Source organism: Microbacterium telephonicum (assembly GCF_003651225.1).
Classification (GTDB): domain Bacteria; phylum Actinomycetota; class Actinomycetes; order Actinomycetales; family Microbacteriaceae; genus Microbacterium; species Microbacterium telephonicum.
Window position 1 is genome coordinate 750,125 of sequence record NZ_RCDB01000002.1, and the last position, 16,268, is coordinate 766,392.

Here is a 16,268-nt window from a genome sequence, read left to right on the forward strand (position 1 = left end):
GGTCACATCCGGAAGAGGCCGAAGCGCGGCTCGGGCAGCGGTGTGCGGGAGGCGAGGTCCAACGCCAACCCCAACGCGTCGCGCGTGTCGAGGGGGTCGAGGATGCCGTCGTCCCAGAGGCGGGCGGTGGCGTAGTACGGGTCGCCCTGCCGCTCGAAGCGCTCCCGGATCGGCGCTTCGAACGCGGTGCGCTCGGTGTCGTCCCACGGGGTTCCGGCGGCGGCGAGCTGGTCTTCGCGGACGGTCGCGAGCACGGCGGCCGCCTGCGGACCGCCCATGACCGAGATACGGCTGGCGGGCCACGTCCACAGGAACCGGGGCGAGTAGGCGCGGCCGCACATCGAGTAGTTGCCGGCGCCGAACGACCCGCCGACGATCACGGTGAACTTCGGCACCCGCGTGGTGGCGACGGCGGTGACCATCTTGGCGCCGTCCTTCGCGATGCCGCCGGCCTCGGCGTCGCGACCCACCATGAACCCGGTGATGTTCTGCAGGAACACGAGCGGGATGCCGCGCTGGTCGCACAGCTCGATGAAGTGCGCGCCCTTCAGCGCCGACTCGCGGAACAGGATGCCGTTGTTCGCGACGATGCCGATCGGGTGACCGTGCAGTCGCGCGAAGCCGGTGACGAGCGTGTCGCCGTACTCGCGTTTGAACTCGTGGAACGCGCTCGCGTCGACGAGACGCGCGATGACCTCGCGCACGTCGTACGGGCGGGTGAGGTCGACGGGGACGAGGTCGTACAGCTCGGCCGGGTCCGCCACCGGCGGGCGGGACGCGAGCACCTCCCAGACCGGGGATGCGGGCGGAGGCAGGGTGGCGATGATGTCGCGGAGGATCTCGAGCGCGTGCGCGTCGTCGTCGGCGAGATGGTCGACGACGCCCGACGTGCGCGCGTGCAGCTCTCCCCCGCCGAGCTCCTCGGCGGTGACCTCCTCGCCGATCGCCGCCTTCACCAGCGGCGGTCCGCCCAGGAAGATGGTGCCCTGCCCGCGCACGATGACGGTCTCGTCGCACATCGCCGGCACGTACGCGCCGCCGGCGGTGCAGGAGCCGAGCACGGCCGCGAGCTGCGGGATGCCGGCGGCCGACAGACGCGCCTGCTGGAAGAAGATGCGCCCGAAGTGATCGCGGTCGGGGAACACCTCGTCCTGCATGGGCAGGAAGGCGCCGCCGGAATCGACGAGGTACACGCACGGCAGCCGGTTCTCGAACGCGATCTCCTGCGCGCGCAGGTGCTTCTTGACGGTCAGCGGGTAGTAGGTGCCACCCTTGACGGTCGCGTCGTTGCTGACCACCATCACGTGGCGTCCGTGCACCAGGCCGACCCCCGCGACGACTCCCGCGCCGGGTGCCTCGTCGTCGTACACACCGTCGGCGGCGAGCGGGGCGACCTCGAGGAACGCGCTGTCCTCGTCGAGCAGGCGGGTGATGCGCTCACGCGGCAGCAGCTTGCCGCGCGCCACGTGACGCTCGCGTGCCCGCGCGCTGCCGCCCTGCGCCGCGACGCCCAGGCGCTCGCGCAGCTGCGCCGCCAGTCGCCGCTGCGCGTCGCCGTTCGTCTCCGGTTCGGCACCTGGTGTGGTGTGCGGTGCGGGGGGCGCCGTCGTCGTCATGCCCGTCCTCCTCGACGTCACGATCTCGTCACGGTGGCCCGCGGAGAGCCCGCCGGACACCGATCCACCAGTTAGTGTTCACTAACCGAAGTCCCGTTCAGGTTAGCGAGGATTAACTGGAATGACAAGCGGCACGACCCCCCGCGACCGCGCGAAGGCCCGACGGCACGACGACCTCGTGCGGGAGGCCGCGCGCCTGTTCGCCGAACGCGGGTTCGCGGGCGTGAGCCTCGAAGAGCTCGGCGCCGCCGTCGGCGTCTCCGGGCCCGCCGTCTACCGTCACTTCGCCGGCAAGCAGGCCGTGCTCGCCGAGATCCTGCTCGGCGCGAGCCGGCACCTGCACGACGGCGGCGCCGCGGTGCTCGCCGGCGAGAGCGACGCCGACGCGCAGCTGCGTGCGCTCATCGCGTTCCACATCGACTTCGCCGTGTCGGCGGCCGACGTCATCCGCGTGCAGGACCGCGACCTCGCGAGCCTCGCCGACGACAACCGTCACGCCGTGCGGCGGCTGCAGCGCGAGTACGTCGACATGTGGGTCGACGTCCTGGCCCGCCGCGACCCGCAGCGCACGCGCGAGGACCTCCGGGTGCGCGCGCACGCCGCGTTCGGCCTCATGAACTCGACGCCGCACACGGGCGTGGACACCGCGGTCGCCCGCCCCGTGCTCGGCGAGATGGCCCTCGCCGCCCTCACCGTCTGACCCCGGCCTCGGCGCTCCGCGCCCGGCCCGTGTCACGCGGATGGTGCGTCCCGCCGGCTCCGCACGGCACAACCCGTGACACGCCCCGCATCCGTGTCACACGAATGGTGCGTCCCGCCGGTGCCGGGGCGCACTTCGTGTGACGCGCCTCTCGCCCGTGTCACGGAGAGTGCACTCAACGACCCGCGGAAGGTGCCGTTCGTGTGACATGGTCACCCCGCGTCGCCGGACAACCCCGCACCCGATCCTCGAATCCGTGGTGCCGTCGAGGCGCTCTTCGCGGATGCTGGCCGCACAAGCTGCGGTCTCTCCCAAGACGGCACCGCCAGCCATCCCCAGAAGCCACCGCCACCGACGTGTCCCACGATGCGCCGGTGCGAGCCGCCCCAGGGCACACCTCGTGTGACATGCCCCCAGCCCGGGTCACACGAACGGCGCTCCCCGAGGCCGAAAGCCGACCGTTCGCGTGACACGCGCGCGCCGCCGCCGCCGCCTCAGCCGTACAGGAGCGCGCGGGCGGGGTCGCGCAGCAGCCCGCCGATCGCCGCGAGCAGCCTCGACCCCTCGGCGCCGTCGGCGACGCGGTGGTCGAACGACAGGCTCAGCGTCATGACGTCGCGCAGGGCCAGTTCGCCCTCGTGCTCCCACGGCCGGCGCCGCACGGCGCCGAGGCCCAGGATGCCGGACTGTCCCGGCGGCAGGATCGGCGTGCCGGAGTCGACCCCGAAGACGCCGAAGTTCGTGATCGAGAACGTGCCGCCGCTGAGCTCCGCGACGCCGGACCGACCGGCTCGGGCACGTTCGGCGAGGGATCCGAGGGCATCGGAGAGCTCGACGAGACCGAGCCGCTGCGCATCGGGGATGTGCGGGACGATCAGTCCCCGCTCGGTGGCCACCGCGATGCCGAGGTCGACGTGTCGGTACTGCACGATCTCGGACGCCTCCACCTCGAACCGCGCGTTGAGGTCGCCGTGCCGGCCGAGCGCGAGACACGTCGCCCGCGCGGCCAACGCGAGGATGCCGAGGCGCCTCCCCTCCAGCGCCGGGTCGGCGCGCAGCTCGTCGAGCAGCCGCAGCGACCCGGTGACGTCGACGTCGAGGAAGCACGTCACATGCGGTGCGGTGAACGCCGAGGCGACCATCGCGGCGGCCGTCTGCTTGCGCACGCCCCGCACCGGGATGCGCACCTCCCGCACGTCGGGCCCCACGGGTACCTCGCGCTCCGAGCGAGCGGATGCCGCGACCTCGGATCCGGCAACGGAGTCCGGACCGGATGTCCGCACCGGCGTCGCAGCCGCGGCGGCGCGCTCCACGTCGGCGCGCACGATGAGGCCGTCCGGCCCCGTGCCGGCCACCGCAGCGAGGTCGACGCCGAGCTCGCGGGCGAGCGTGCGCACCGGCGGCGTCGAACGCGGACGCTCGACGGGGCCGGTGAGCGGCGACGCGTCAGGGGGCAGGTCGTCGTGCGGGGCGCGGGAGCCCGCCTCCACGACAGCGGTCGCCGCCCCGGCGCCGCGTGCGCGACGACGCGGGCGCGCATCGGACCGGGGCGCCGCGCCGTAGCCCACGAGATTGGGAAGCACGTCGTCGTCGCCGGCGGCGACCTCGACGGCGAGGATCACCTCACCGACCGGCACGACGTCCCCCTCGGCGTGCCGCAGTGCGGTCACGGTGCCGGCGTACGGCGACGGGATCTCGACGATCGCCTTGGCGGTCTCGACGTCGGCGATGGTCTGGTTGAGCGCGACCGTGTCGCCCTCGGCGACGTGCCAGCTCACGATCTCGGCCTCCGGCAGCCCCTCGCCCAGGTCGGGCAGGCGGAATTCGGCGATCATGCGTCCACCTCCGCGCGGTGGCCGCGTCCGAGCACGCGGTCGACGGCGTCCAGCATCCGGTCGAGATCGGGCAGGTGGTGCCGCTCCAGCTTCGCGGGCGGATACGGGATGTCGAAGCCGGTGACCCGCTGCGGCGCCGCCTCGAGGTACTCGAAGCACTGCTCGGCGATGCTCGCGACGATCTCCGCGCCGACCCCTGCTTCCCGCGCCGCCTCGTGGGCGACGACGAGCCGGCCGGTGGCGCGGACGGATGCCGTCACCGTGCGGTAGTCGACCGGTGACAGCGAGCGCAGGTCGATGACCTCGATCGAGACGCCTTCGTCCTCGGCCGCGGTCGCCGCGTCGAGCGCGACCTGTACCTGGGCGCCGTAGGTGACGAGCGTGACATCGGTGCCGGGGCGGGCCACGCGCGCCACACCCATCGGGGCGGCGTCGGCGATGTCGGCGTCGAGGTCGACCTCGCCCTTCGCGTGGTAGAGCCGTTTCGGCTCGAAGAAGACGACGGGGTCGTCGCTCGCGATCGCCTGACGCAGCATCGTGTACGCGTCCTGCGGGTTCGACACCGCGACCACCCGCAGTCCCGCGGTGTGCACGAAGTACGCCTCGGGCGACTCGGAGTGATGCTCGGCGGCACCGACACCGCCCGCCCACGGGATGCGGATCGTGATCGGCATGCGCACGGCGCCGCGGGTGCGGTAGTGCAGTTTCGCCACCTGGCACACGATCTGGTCGAAGGCGGGGTATACGAACCCGTCGAATTGGATCTCGACCACCGGCCGGAAGCCGCGGAAGGCCAGGCCGACGGCGGTGCCGACGATCGCGGACTCCGCCAGCGGCGTGTCGACGACGCGCTGCGCGCCGAAGCGGCTCTGCAGCCCGTCGGTGATGCGGAACACCCCGCCGAGCGTGCCGATGTCCTCCCCCATGACGACGACGCGGTCGTCGTCGGCGAGCGCCCGCGCCAGTCCCGCATTGAGCGCCTTGCCCATCGTGAGCTCGGTCATGCCCCCGCCTCCTCGTCGAAGCCGGCCAGGTACGCGGCGAACTGTTCGCGCTGCCGGTCGAGGCCGGTGTGCGGCTCCGCGTAGACGTGGTCGAGAATCGCCAGCGGCGGCCGGGTCGTCGCACCGACGGCCGCGCGGCGCATCCCGGCGGTGAACTCGGCCGCCGCGGCATCCGCCTCGGCATCGGCCTGCTCGAGCAGACCGCGCCCCCGCAGCAGGGCCGCGACGCGCAGCAGCGGATCGCGGGTGCGCCACAGCGCCACCTCCTCGGCGGTGCGGTAGCGGGTGGGATCGTCGCTGGTCGTGTGCGGCCCCAATCGATAGGTCACCGCCTCGATGTAGGCGGGGCCTTCGCCGCTGCGGGCGCGCTCGAGCGCCCAGCGCATCGCCGCCGTACACGCGAGCACGTCGTTGCCGTCCACGCGCAGGCTCGGGATGCCGAACCCCGGCGCCCGGTCGGCGAGCGGCCGATGCGCCTGCAGCCCGACGGGTTCCGAGATGGCCCACTGGTTGTTCGAGCAGACGAACACGACGGGCGCGCCGAAGGACGCGGCGAACACCATCGCCTCGTTGACGTCGCCCTGGCTGGTCGCGCCGTCGCCGAAGCACGCGACGGCGACCTGGTCCCCGCCGTCGCGCTGCACGCCCATTGCGTAGCCGACGGCGTGGAGTGTCTGCGCGCCGATGATGATCTGCGGCGTCGCGACGTGCAGATCGTGCGGGTCGAACGTGCCGAACACCTCGCCGCGCCAGCCGAGCACGAGCTGGGCCGGCTCCGCCCCGCGCGCGACGAGCACACCGAGTTCGCGGTAGCTCGTGAAGAAGAAGTCGTCGTCGTTACAGGCGCGGACCATCGCGGTCTGGATCGCCTCCTGGCCCTCCGCCGGCGCCCAGAGCCCCAACTGCCCTTGGCGCTGCAACGCGACACCCTCCGCGTCGATGCGGCGCACGAGCACCATGTCACGGTAGAGCCGCGCGAGGGCGTGATCATCGATGTCGGCGACGCTCGCGGCGAGAGGGTGGTCGGTGCGACGTTCCCCATCCGGTGTCAGCAACTGCACGGGCTCGGCCTGCACGGCCGCGGCCGCCTCGTTCACGGTGGACGTCATCGTCGCTCCCTCCACGGCGCCGGGGCGCTTGTGGCGCGGCCGACGCGGGGTGTCGTCATCGGCCTCGTCGCCGATGGGGCGAGGCTACGACGACACGGCACCTCGCTCAAGCATTCCGGCATCCGTGAGTCATCTTGCTCAATCAGAGGCGGCATCGACTGCTATGGTTCAGCACTATGGGACCTCTCGACCACGTCGACCTCGAACTGCTGAGCGTGCTCGCCGAGGATCACCGCGCGACAGTCGTCGCGATCGCCGAGCGCCTCGGCCTCTCGCGCAACACCGTCCAGGCGCGGATGATGAAGCTCGAGCGCTCGGGCGTCTTCCTCTCGTTCGACCGCGCGATGTCGCCGCGGGCCCTGGGCTTCCCGATCGAGGCGATGGTCAGCGTCGTCGTGCGCCAGGCGGATCTGCCTCGCATCACCGCAGAACTCGCCCTCATCCCCGAGGTGCTGCAGGCGCACGGTCTCAGCGGCCAGGTGGATCTGCTCGTGCGCGTCGCGGCGCGCGACACCCAGCACCTGTTCGCGATCGACGCGCGGATCCTCGGGATCGAGGGCGTCGAGCGCACCGAGACCTCGCTCGTGATGGGCGAGGTCATCGGGTCGCGGGTGCGTCCCCTGCTGGAAGCGGCTCGACGGGAATCGTGACGCCGACGCCGGCCTGCTCGGCAGGGGCGAGCCGCACGAGCACGACCCCCACGAGGATGAGCGCGCCGCCGGCGAAATGGATCGGTGCGGGGGTCTCGCCGAGCAGCAGCCAGGCGAACATCAGCGCGAAGAGCACCTCGGACAGCCCGATGAACGAGGCCAGCCGCGCGCCCACGCGCGGCACGGCCATGACACCCAGCGCATAGCCGACCGTCGTGCCGACCGCGCCGACCCACAGCAGCGGCAGCCATCCGGGCACCTCGACGCCGCGGAAGACGACGCTCACCTCGGGCGCCGCCAGGGGCAGGATGCCGCTCACCCCGAGCAGCAGCGTGAAGACGGCGCCGATGAGCAGCCCGCCCGACGCGAGGGCGAGCGGAGGCAGGTCGTCGCCGGTGCGCTCGGACATGACGAAGTAGACGCAGACGGTGACGGCGGCGGCAAGCGCCAGGAGCGTGCCGAGCAGGTCGAAGCGGGCGCCGGAGATGTCGACGACGAGCACGAGGCCGGCGATCGCGACGACGGACCCCGCGAGGACGAGCGGGCCGGGGGCGCGCTTGGTGCGCAGCCACACGAACGCGACGAGGAACACGGGGGCGAGGTATTGGATGAGCAGGGCGACGGCCACCGGCATCCGCTGCATCGCCGAGAAGAAGAGCAGCTGACAGCCCGCGACGGGGATGAGGCCGAACGCGAGGAGCGAGGGCCAGTGTCGCCGCAGGAAGCCGCGCTCGCGCCGCACGGCACGCAAAAGGGCGGGCGAGAGGATGAGCCCCGCGAGCCCCATGCGCACGACGAGGGCGGCCGACAGCGACCAGCCCGCCTCCAGAAGGGGTTTCACGAGCGGCCCGCTGGAGGAGAATGCGAGGGCGGAGACGACCGCCATGACGATGCCGGCAGTGCGGTGGGAGGGAGCGGGGCGAACCCGGATCCCGGCCGGGATCACGGGCGCTGCGGCGGTGTGCGTCACCGGCGGTCCTCGATGTCGGAGAGGTGCCCTGTCAGGAGTGACAGTTGCTTACACTGGTGACGGTAACGCCCCGAGCCGTCAGGAGTCAAGATGGTTTTCATCCGTGACACGGAATTGTCGCTGCGGGCCGCCGCCGCGCTCGTGAACACCCTGCCGACCGTCGGCCTCGACGACGTCGACCGGCTCTCCTCGCAGGCGGATGCCGACGCCTTCTTCACCGAGTTCCCCTACACGGGGGCCTTCGACCGCGACGACGCGGAGCTGTCCTCGCTGCGCGCCATCCGTCCGCGCCTGCGGGGGCTCTGGGCGGTGTCCCGCGAGGAGGCGGTCCCGCTCGTGAACGCGATGCTCCGCGACGGGCACGCGCTCCCCCAACTGGTCATCCACGACGACTACGACTGGCACATCCACGCCACCGAGGCCTCCGCGCCGCTGGCGACCCGCATGCTCGTCGAGGCGGCGATGGCGTTCGTCGACATCATCCGCTCCGACCAGTGGGACCGCGTGCGCGTGTGCGAGGCCGACGACTGCGACGCCGTCTACATCGACTTCTCCAAGAACGGGTCGAAGCGCTACTGCGACACCGGCAACTGCGGCAACCGCATGAACGTCAACGCGTATCGGCGCCGAAAGGCCGAAGGAACCGACTGATCGCCTCGGCGGCCACCGCCGGCGTCTCGTAGTGGATGAGGTGGCCGACCGCGGGGATCTCGACGAGATCGGCATCGGGGAACAGGGTGCGCAGGTGCCGCTCGGCCTCGATCGGGGTGATGTCGTCGAGCTGGGCGGCCACGAGCAGGGTCGGAACCGTGATCGCGGGGGCGGAGGCGCGCACGTCGTTCGACACCGACGCGACGAACGCGTCGTGCAACACGTCGCGGTCGGCGAAGCGCGAGAAGTAGGTGTCGTGCTGGTCGTGCACGAACGCACGCAACTGCGCATCGCGGGTCTTCGCCATCGACGCGCTCATGACGCGGACCACGAGGCGGCTGCGCAGCACCGCTTCGCCGAGCCGGCGCGGCAGCTTCGCGCCGGCCCAGTAGTAGAAGACGGCGAGCCGGGTGAGGACGCCGCGGGGACCTTCCAGCGCGGGCGCACCGATCGGGTTCACGAGGATGAGCTTCGGCGTCGGCAGACCGCGCGCGACCGCGACCGACGCGACGATCGAGCCGAACGAGTGGCCCAGCACCACCGCTCCGGGGGCGACGGCGGCCGCGAAATCGGTGAGCCACTGTGCGTAGAGGTCGATGTCGTGCGTGCGCCCCGCGATAGGGGCCGTCTCGCCGAATCCCGGCAGGTCGGGCATGATCACGCTGATGCCGGGGAGGAAGGCGACGACGGGCTCGAGTCCATGATGCTCGCCACGGAATCCGTGCGCGGCGAGGATCGTGGTCTCGGCATCTGCGGGCCCGTACACCCAGTACGCGGTCGTCCCGCCCAGCACCTGCGCCTCGCGGCGCTCGACCGGGATCGGGGCGAGACGGTCGGCGTAGGGATGGGGAGCACTCACCCGTCGAGTCTACGAGTGCGGCGCGCCGCACCCGGGCGATGTCGGCGGGGCCGCGTACCGTCGAAGGCATGGACCGCTGGCAGGCCGAGCCGCTTCCGCTCTGGGACGAGTCGTTCTTCGACAACGCCCCCGCGACCGCGCCGGTCCGTCCGCCGGTCGCGACGGCACCCGCCCCCGCGCCTGCATCGCCCGCACCGCACGCCTCCGGGTGGACCGCCCGCGTCGGCGTGTTCGACCTGGAGACGACCGGGGTCGACGTGACGACCGACCGGATCGTCACCGCCCACGTCGGCGTGCTGGATGCCGACGGCACCGTGATCGAGTCGCGCAGCTGGATGGCCGATCCCGGTGTCGACATCCCGGCCGGGGCGACGGCGGTGCACGGCATCACGACCGAGCGCGCGCGGGCCGAAGGCCGCCCGGCCGCGGAGGTGACCGCCGAGATCGTCGCGGCGTTGCGCGGCCTCTTCGCGGCCGGCATCCCCGTCGTCGCGTACAACGCCCCCTACGACTTCTCACTGCTCAAGCACGAGGCCCTGCGCCACGGGGTCGAGCCGATCGCCGCGCCGGCTCCCGTCATCGACCCACTCGTGCTCGACAAGGCCCACGACCGCTACCGCAAGGGCAAGCGCACGCTCGAGGTCGTCGCGGCCCACTACGCCGTCACGCTCACCGGTGCGCACGACGCCGCCGCCGACGCGATCGCCGCGGGGCGCGTCGCACAGGCGCTCGCGGCGCGGTTCGCCCTCACGCAGCCGCTCGAGGAGCTGCACACGCAGCAGATCGGCTGGGCCCGCACGCAGGCCGAGAGCCTCACGGAGTACTTCGTGCGCATCGGCCGTATCGACCCGGCCGACCCCGTCGACGGCAGCTGGCCCATCCGCTGACGCGTCCCGCGCAACGACGACCCTTCGACAGGCTCAGGGACCAGCCTTCGTCCTTTCGCTCCCGCGCAACGACGAAGGCCCCGCCGTAGCGGGGCCTTCGCGTGCGGCTGCTTACTTGCTGCCGAAGTTCTTGAAGCGCTGGTTGAACTTCTCGACGCGACCGGCCGAGTCCATGATGCGCTGCTTGCCCGTGTAGAACGGGTGCGAGGCGGAGGAGATCTCGACGTCGATGACGGGGTAGGTCACGCCGTCGAGCTCGATCGTCTTGTCGCTGCCCACCGTCGAACGGGTGAGGAAGGTCTCGCCGGAGCCGAGGTCGCGGAACACGACCGCCTGGTACTCGGGGTGGATGTCAGTCTTCATGGGGTTCCTTACGTGGTGCCCTGGATTTTGCCAGGGCGAGGGAAGTCTGCGGTGCGAGCGCACCAAAGAGCGATTCTATCAGACGGATGCGGCTCGTGCCGCGTACCGGCCCTCGACGACGTCCAGCGCGATCGGCAGGCCGAACGTGCGGCTCAGCGCGTCGGCGGTGAGCGTCTCGGCGATGGGCCCCTGCGCGACGACGCCGCCGTCGTTCAGCAGCAGCACATGGGTGAAGCCGACCGGTATCTCCTCGACGTGGTGGGTGACCATGATCATCGCGGGCGTGGTCGGCTCCGACGCGTAGCCGCTGAGCAGCTGAAGCAGTTCTTCGCGCGCGCCGAGGTCGAGGCTCGCGGTCGGCTCGTCCAGCAGCAGCAGCTCGGGATCGGTCATGACCGCGCGGGCGATCTGCACGCGCTTCTGCTCGCCGTCCGACAGGGTCCCGAAGGTGCGCTCCGCGAGGTGGTCGAGCTTCCACGCCGACAGCACGCGGCGGGCGCGGCGCTCGTCGATCGACTCGTACTGCTCGTTCCAGCGGCCGAGCACGGAGAACGCGGCGGTGAGCACGACGTCGATGACCGTCTCCTCCGGCGGCACGCGGCGGGCCATCGCCGACGACGCGAAGCCGATGCGCGGACGCAGCTCGAACACGTCGGTGCGGCCGAGGCGCTCGTCGAGCACGGTCACCGTGCCGCTGGTGGGATGCAGCAGCGTCGCGGCGAGCTGGAGGATGGTCGTCTTGCCGGCGCCGTTGGGCCCGAGCACGACCCAGCGCTGGTCGTCGTCGACGGTCCAGTCGATGTGGTCGAGGATGTTCCGGGTGTTGCGACGGACGACGACATCGGCGAACGAGACGACCTGCGGCATGCCCTCCACCCTATCGGTGGATGTCGGCCTCACCGCCGCGACGCTCAGGCGCCGGCGACCTCGCGGTACAGCGCGGCCGTGTCGTCGGCGATCGCCCGCCAGCTGAAGGAGGTGGCGGCGCGCTCGCGTCCCGCGGCGCCGTAGGCGCGTGCCTTCTCGGGGTCGCTCACGACCTCGGTCAGCACCGCGGCGAGGTCGGCGATGAAGGTTTCGGGGTCCAGCGGCGTGCCAGTGCCGTCCTGCACCTGCTCGATGGGCACGAGGCGCCCCGTGACGCCGTCGACGACGACCTCGGGGATCCCGCCGGTGGCGGTCCCCACCACTGCGGCGCCGCAGGCCATCGCCTCCAGGTTCACGATGCCGAGGGGTTCGTACACCGATGGGCATACGAAGGTCGTCGCCTGCGCGAGGATGGCGCACAGCTCGTCGCGCTGGAGGAACTCCTCGATCCAGACGACGCCCTCGCGACCGGCCTGCAGGCCCGAGACGAGCCCGCGGACCTCGTCCATGATCTGCGGGGTGTCGGGGGCGCCGGCGCACAGGATCAACTGCACCTCGGCGGGAAGCCGCTCGGCGGCACGGAGGAAGTACGGCAGACCCTTCTGGCGCGTGATCCGGCCGACGAACACGACCGAGGGACGCGACGGGTCGATCCCGTACCGGGCGAGCAGGTCGGGGTTCTCGACGGGCCGCCACGCCTCGACGTCGATGCCGTTGTAGATGACGCGCACCTTGTCGGGGTCGAGCGCCGGGTAGCTGCGCAGGATGTCCTGGCGCATCCCCTCGCTGACGGCGACGATGGCCGCCGCCCCCTCGTACGCGGTCTTCTCGATGTAGCTCGACACGGCGTACCCGCCGCCGAGCTGCTCGGCCTTCCACGGCCGCAGCGGCTCGAGCGAGTGCGCCGTGATGACGTGCGGGATGCCGTGCAGCAGAGACGCGAGGTGACCCGCGAAGTTGGCGTACCAGGTGTGGCTGTGCACGACGTCGGCCCCGGCGACGTCGCCGACGATCTCCAGATCCGTGCCGAGGGTCTGGATCGCGGCGTTGGCGGCCTCGAGTTCGGCGGGAGTGCGGTAGGCGGTGGTGTCGGTCTCGTCCCGCTCGGCGCCGAATGCGCGCACCTGCACCTCGAGGTCGGTGCGGAGGGCCTTCACGAGTTCGGTGACATGCACACCCGCGCCGCCGTAGACCTCGGGCGGGTACTCCTTCGTGACGATGTCGACTCGCATGCCTCGAACGCTAGTACACGTGCCGGAACCGGCATAGTGTGGTGCCATGCCAGCAGCGCCGAAGGTGTTCGGAATCGTCCTCGCCGGTGGAGAGGGCAAGCGCCTGATGCCCCTCACGATCGACCGGGCCAAGCCCGCGGTGCCGTTCGGCGGGCAGTACCGGCTGATCGACTTCGCCATCTCGAACCTCATCAACTCGGGGCTGCGCCAGATCGTCGTGCTGACCCAGTACAAGTCGCACAGCCTCGACCGCCATATCTCGCAGACGTGGCGCATGTCGGCCCTCCTCGGCGCGTACGTCACGTCGGTGCCCGCCCAGCAGCGGCTGGGCAAGCGGTGGTTCTCCGGCTCCGCCGACGCGATCCTGCAGTCGCTGAACCTCATCCACGACGAGAAGCCCGACATCGTCATGGTCATCGGCGCCGACCACGTGTACCGCATGGACTTCCAGCAGATGCTCGACGCGCACATCGAGTCGGGGGCGAAGGCGACGGTCGCCGGCATCCGCCAGCCCATCTCGCTGGCCAACCAGTTCGGCGTCATCGACGTCGACCCCACCGACAACGTCACAATCCGCGAGTTCCTCGAGAAGCCGCAGAACCCGAACGGGCTCTCCGACAACCCGAACGAGGTCCTCGCTTCGATGGGCAACTACATCTTCGACGCCGACGCGCTCATCGAGGCGGTTCACAGCGACGGCGAGCTGCCGACCTCGAACCACGACATGGGCGGCGACATCATCCCCTACTTCGTGGGCCGCGGCGAGGCCGCCGTCTACGACTTCAAGCGCAACGACGTGCCGGGGTCAACCGAACGCGACCGCGACTACTGGCGCGACGTGGGGACGATCGACTCGTTCTTCGACGCCCACATGGATCTGATCTCGACCCTCCCGGTGTTCAACCTCTACAACACCGACTGGCAGATCCACTCCCAGGCGCTGAACTCGCCGCCGGCGAAGTTCGTGCGCGACGGCGTGGGGCGCATCGGCAACGCGATCGACTCGATCGTCTCGCTCGGGTCGGTGCTCTCGGGGACGCATCTCGAGCGCAGCGTGGTCGGACCGTGGACCCTGTCGGGCGGCGGATCGACCATCACCGACTCGGTGCTGTTCGACCACGTCTCGGTCGGTGCGGGCGCCCGGGTGCACCGGGCGATCCTCGACAAGAACGTCGTACTGGATGCCGGCGCCACCGTCGGAGTCGACCGCGAGCGGGATCTCGCGCGCGGCTACACCGTGACCGACAGCGGGATCACCGTCGTCGGGAAGAACGCGCACGTCACACGGTGAGGCCGACGCCGGCGCGCCCGTTACGCTCGGGGGGTGCCTGACGCCCGTTTCCTCGTCGTGTTCGACGCCGATTCCACGCTGATCCGCAACGAGGTCATCGAGCTGATCGCCGACGAGGCGGGACGCGGCGCCGAAGTGGCCGCGGCCACCGAGGCCGCGATGCGCGGCGAGGTCGACTTCGCGACGAGCCTGCGCTCCCGCGTCGGCGAGCTGCGCGGCATCCCCGTGACGGGCTTCACCCGCGTGCTGGCGCGCGTCGAGCCGACGCCCGGCGTGCGCGAACTCATCGCCGCGATCCACGACCGCGGCGGGATCGCCGCCGTCGTCTCCGGAGGGTTCCACGAGATCCTCGACACGGTGGCGCCGTCACTGGGCGTGGACGTCTGGCACGCGAACCGCCTCGTCGCCGAAGACGGTGCGCTGACCGGCGTCGTCGACGGTGACATCGTGGATGCGGCGGGGAAAGCCGCCGCGCTCCGCCGGTGGGCCGCCGAGTACGGCGTGCCGACACGACGCACGATCGCGGTCGGCGACGGCGCCAACGACCTGGCCATGATGGCCGCCGCCGGCCTCGGCGTCGCGTTCAACGCCAAGCCGGCCGTGCGCGCGCAGGCCGACATCGTCGTCGGCCCCGTCGACCTCGCCGAGCTCATCGCCGTCCTCCCCTGACGACGGCCCTGCCGGATGTCGGCGGCCCGGCGTAGCGTGACGGGATGGACATCATCCTCGCTCCCGGCCTCTGGCTCGACGCCTCCTCCTGGGATCCGGTGCTGCCGGCCCTGCGGGATGCGGGGCACTCCCCGCATCCGCTGACGATGCCGGGCCTCGGCGCACCCGCCGCCGAGAGCGCCGACATCGGCATCGCCGACTGGGTCGACGCCGTCGTCGCCGAGATCGATGCGCGCGAGGGCGAGGTCGTGCTGGTCGGGCATTCCGGCGGGGGCAACGTCGTCTGGGGCGCGGCCGATCGCCGACCCGACCGCGTCGCCCGCGTCGTGTTCGTCGACACGATCCCACCGCACCCGGGCGGTCAGATCTCCGAGTTCGACGTCGTCGACGGCGTGATCCCGTTCCCGGGGTGGGACTTCTTCGACGAGGAGGACACCTGGGACATCGACGCCGAGACCCGGGAGCGCACGCTGCCCCTCACCCGCAGCGTGCCGGCGCGGGTCCCCACCGACGAGGTCGCGCTGACCGATCCCCGTCGGCATGCCGTACCGGTGACCCTGTTGATGGGACCGCTGGACGAGCCCACGTTCCGCGACCTGGTCGCGAAGTGGGGGGCGTACGGCGACGAGTTCGGTGCGATCGCCGACGCCGAGGTGGTCAAGCTCGACACCGCGCACTGGCCGCAGTTCACGCAGCCGGAGCGTCTCGCCACCGCGCTCGTCGAAGCCGTGTCGCACTGACGCCGCGCGTCGCCGGCTGATCGTTCAGTGCCCGAGCGCGCAGGCCCTTCGGCGTGGGTGGCCGATCGGCGTCAGTGGCCCATGCCGAGGCCGCCGTCGACCGGGATGACGGCACCCGAGATGTAGGCGGCGTCATCCGAGGCGAGCCACGTCACGACGCCCGCGACCTCGTCGGCCGAGGCGAAGCGGCCGGCGGGGATGTTGCGCTTGTACTCCGCCTGCGTCTCCTCGGGGAGCGCGGCGGTCATGTCGGTCTCGATGAAGCCGGGGGCGACGACGTTGGCCGTGATCCCGCGGGCGCCGAGTTCGCGGGTGAGCGAGCGGGCGAACCCGACGAGGGCCGCCTTCGACGACGAGTAGTTGATCTGACCCGCCGAGCCGTAGAGCCCCACGACGCTGGAGATGAGGATGACGCGGCCCCACTTCGCGCGCAGCATGCCCTTCGAGGCGCGCTTGACGACGCGGAACGTGCCGCCGAGGTTCGTCGAGACGACGGAGTCGAAGTCGTCCTCGGTCATGCGCAGCAGCAGCGTGTCCTTCGTGATGCCGGCGTTGGCCACAAGCACCTCGACGGGACCGAGCGTCTTCTCGACCTCGGTGAAGGCGGCATCCAACGAGGCCGCATCCGTCACGTCGGCGCGGACGGTGAGCGTGCCTTCCGGCCCCTCGCCGGAGCGGGCGGTCACGGCCGTGCGGTAGCCGGCGGCGACGAAGCGCTCGGCGATGGCGCGGCCGATGCCGCGGTTGCCGCCGGTGACGAGGACGACGCGTTCGGTGGACATGACAACTCCCGGGGACGACGAGCGGAACCGGTCCAGCCTAGCC

At 71.6% G+C, this 16,268-nt stretch carries 17 protein-coding genes; 7 read left to right on the top strand and 10 right to left on the bottom strand.

Annotated elements, in window-relative coordinates:
* Positions 1-2: 2 nt before the first annotated feature.
* Positions 3-1,616 (bottom strand): carboxyl transferase domain-containing protein, encoded by a 1,614-nt coding sequence (locus C7474_RS08515; RefSeq protein WP_121058893.1) that lies wholly within the window; start codon positions 1,614-1,616, stop codon positions 3-5.
* Positions 1,617-1,737: 121 nt separating this feature from the next.
* On the opposite strand from C7474_RS08515, the gene C7474_RS08520 reads away from it, so the two are divergent.
* Positions 1,738-2,316: a TetR/AcrR family transcriptional regulator gene (locus C7474_RS08520; RefSeq protein ID WP_121058896.1), complete on the top strand. Its 579-nt coding sequence runs from the start codon at positions 1,738-1,740 to the stop codon at positions 2,314-2,316.
* 494 nt (positions 2,317-2,810) lie between these two features.
* Here the strand turns inward: C7474_RS08520 and C7474_RS08525 are convergent, their stop codons facing one another.
* Genes C7474_RS08525 through C7474_RS08535 form a run of 3 tightly spaced genes read right to left on the bottom strand, consistent with a single transcriptional unit; the run spans position 2,811 to position 6,264 of the window.
* Positions 2,811-4,151 (bottom strand): dihydrolipoamide acetyltransferase family protein, encoded by a 1,341-nt coding sequence (locus C7474_RS08525; protein WP_121058898.1) that lies wholly within the window; start codon positions 4,149-4,151, stop codon positions 2,811-2,813.
* On the bottom strand, positions 4,148-5,155 hold the full coding sequence (locus C7474_RS08530; protein ID WP_121058900.1) for an alpha-ketoacid dehydrogenase subunit beta: 1,008 nt from the start codon (positions 5,153-5,155) through the stop codon (positions 4,148-4,150). The genes C7474_RS08525 and C7474_RS08530 overlap by 4 nt, the downstream gene beginning before the upstream one ends.
* Entirely contained in the window at positions 5,152-6,264 is a 1,113-nt protein-coding gene (locus C7474_RS08535) for a thiamine pyrophosphate-dependent dehydrogenase E1 component subunit alpha (RefSeq protein ID WP_121058902.1), read from the bottom strand. The genes C7474_RS08530 and C7474_RS08535 overlap by 4 nt, the downstream gene beginning before the upstream one ends.
* Positions 6,265-6,440: 176 nt before the next feature.
* Here C7474_RS08535 and C7474_RS08540 point away from each other — a divergent pair, with 176 nt between their 5' ends.
* Positions 6,441-6,914: an Lrp/AsnC family transcriptional regulator gene (locus C7474_RS08540; protein ID WP_121058904.1), complete on the top strand. Its 474-nt coding sequence runs from the start codon at positions 6,441-6,443 to the stop codon at positions 6,912-6,914.
* On the opposite strand, the gene C7474_RS08545 is transcribed toward C7474_RS08540, so the two are convergent.
* Complete coding sequence (locus C7474_RS08545) at positions 6,862-7,884, bottom strand: EamA family transporter (RefSeq protein WP_241965166.1); 1,023 nt, start codon at positions 7,882-7,884, stop codon at positions 6,862-6,864. The genes C7474_RS08540 and C7474_RS08545 overlap by 53 nt on opposite strands.
* Positions 7,885-7,974: 90 nt before the next feature.
* On the opposite strand from C7474_RS08545, the gene C7474_RS08550 reads away from it, so the two are divergent.
* Entirely contained in the window at positions 7,975-8,535 is a 561-nt protein-coding gene (locus C7474_RS08550; protein WP_121058906.1) for a CGNR zinc finger domain-containing protein, read from the top strand.
* On the opposite strand, the gene C7474_RS08555 is transcribed toward C7474_RS08550, so the two are convergent.
* A complete protein-coding gene (locus C7474_RS08555) occupies positions 8,495-9,394 on the bottom strand; it encodes an alpha/beta fold hydrolase (RefSeq protein WP_121058908.1) in 900 nt (299 codons plus the stop codon). The two genes, C7474_RS08550 and C7474_RS08555, sit on opposite strands and share 41 nt — an antisense overlap.
* 68 nt (positions 9,395-9,462) lie before the next feature.
* On the opposite strand from C7474_RS08555, the gene C7474_RS08560 reads away from it, so the two are divergent.
* Positions 9,463-10,281 carry an exonuclease domain-containing protein gene (locus tag C7474_RS08560; RefSeq protein WP_422385785.1) on the top strand — a complete coding sequence of 273 codons (819 nt, stop codon included), beginning with the start codon at positions 9,463-9,465 and terminating at the stop codon, positions 10,279-10,281.
* Positions 10,282-10,392: 111 nt separating this feature from the next.
* Here the strand turns inward: C7474_RS08560 and C7474_RS08565 are convergent, their stop codons facing one another.
* From C7474_RS08565 to glgA, 3 genes are all read right to left on the bottom strand, one after another.
* Entirely contained in the window at positions 10,393-10,644 is a 252-nt protein-coding gene (locus C7474_RS08565; protein WP_121058912.1) for a type B 50S ribosomal protein L31, read from the bottom strand.
* A gap of 78 nt (positions 10,645-10,722) precedes the next feature.
* On the bottom strand, positions 10,723-11,511 hold the full coding sequence (locus C7474_RS08570; RefSeq protein ID WP_121058914.1) for an ABC transporter ATP-binding protein: 789 nt from the start codon (positions 11,509-11,511) through the stop codon (positions 10,723-10,725).
* Positions 11,512-11,555: 44 nt separating this feature from the next.
* On the bottom strand, positions 11,556-12,743 hold the full coding sequence (gene glgA / locus C7474_RS08575; protein WP_121058916.1) for a glycogen synthase: 1,188 nt from the start codon (positions 12,741-12,743) through the stop codon (positions 11,556-11,558).
* A gap of 46 nt (positions 12,744-12,789) precedes the next feature.
* Here glgA and glgC point away from each other — a divergent pair, with 46 nt between their 5' ends.
* Genes glgC through C7474_RS08590 form a run of 3 tightly spaced genes read left to right on the top strand, consistent with a single transcriptional unit; the run spans position 12,790 to position 15,443 of the window.
* Entirely contained in the window at positions 12,790-14,034 is a 1,245-nt protein-coding gene (glgC, locus tag C7474_RS08580; protein ID WP_121058918.1) for a glucose-1-phosphate adenylyltransferase, read from the top strand.
* 33 nt (positions 14,035-14,067) lie between these two features.
* Positions 14,068-14,703, top strand: coding sequence for a phosphoserine phosphatase SerB (gene serB, locus C7474_RS08585; protein ID WP_121058920.1), 636 nt, complete (start codon positions 14,068-14,070; stop codon positions 14,701-14,703).
* Between the two features lie 44 nt (positions 14,704-14,747).
* Complete coding sequence (locus tag C7474_RS08590; protein ID WP_121058922.1) at positions 14,748-15,443, top strand: alpha/beta fold hydrolase; 696 nt, start codon at positions 14,748-14,750, stop codon at positions 15,441-15,443.
* 71 nt (positions 15,444-15,514) lie between these two features.
* On the opposite strand, the gene fabG is transcribed toward C7474_RS08590, so the two are convergent.
* Positions 15,515-16,225, bottom strand: coding sequence for a 3-oxoacyl-ACP reductase FabG (gene fabG / locus C7474_RS08595; protein ID WP_121058924.1), 711 nt, complete (start codon positions 16,223-16,225; stop codon positions 15,515-15,517).
* Positions 16,226-16,268 lie beyond the last annotated feature (43 nt).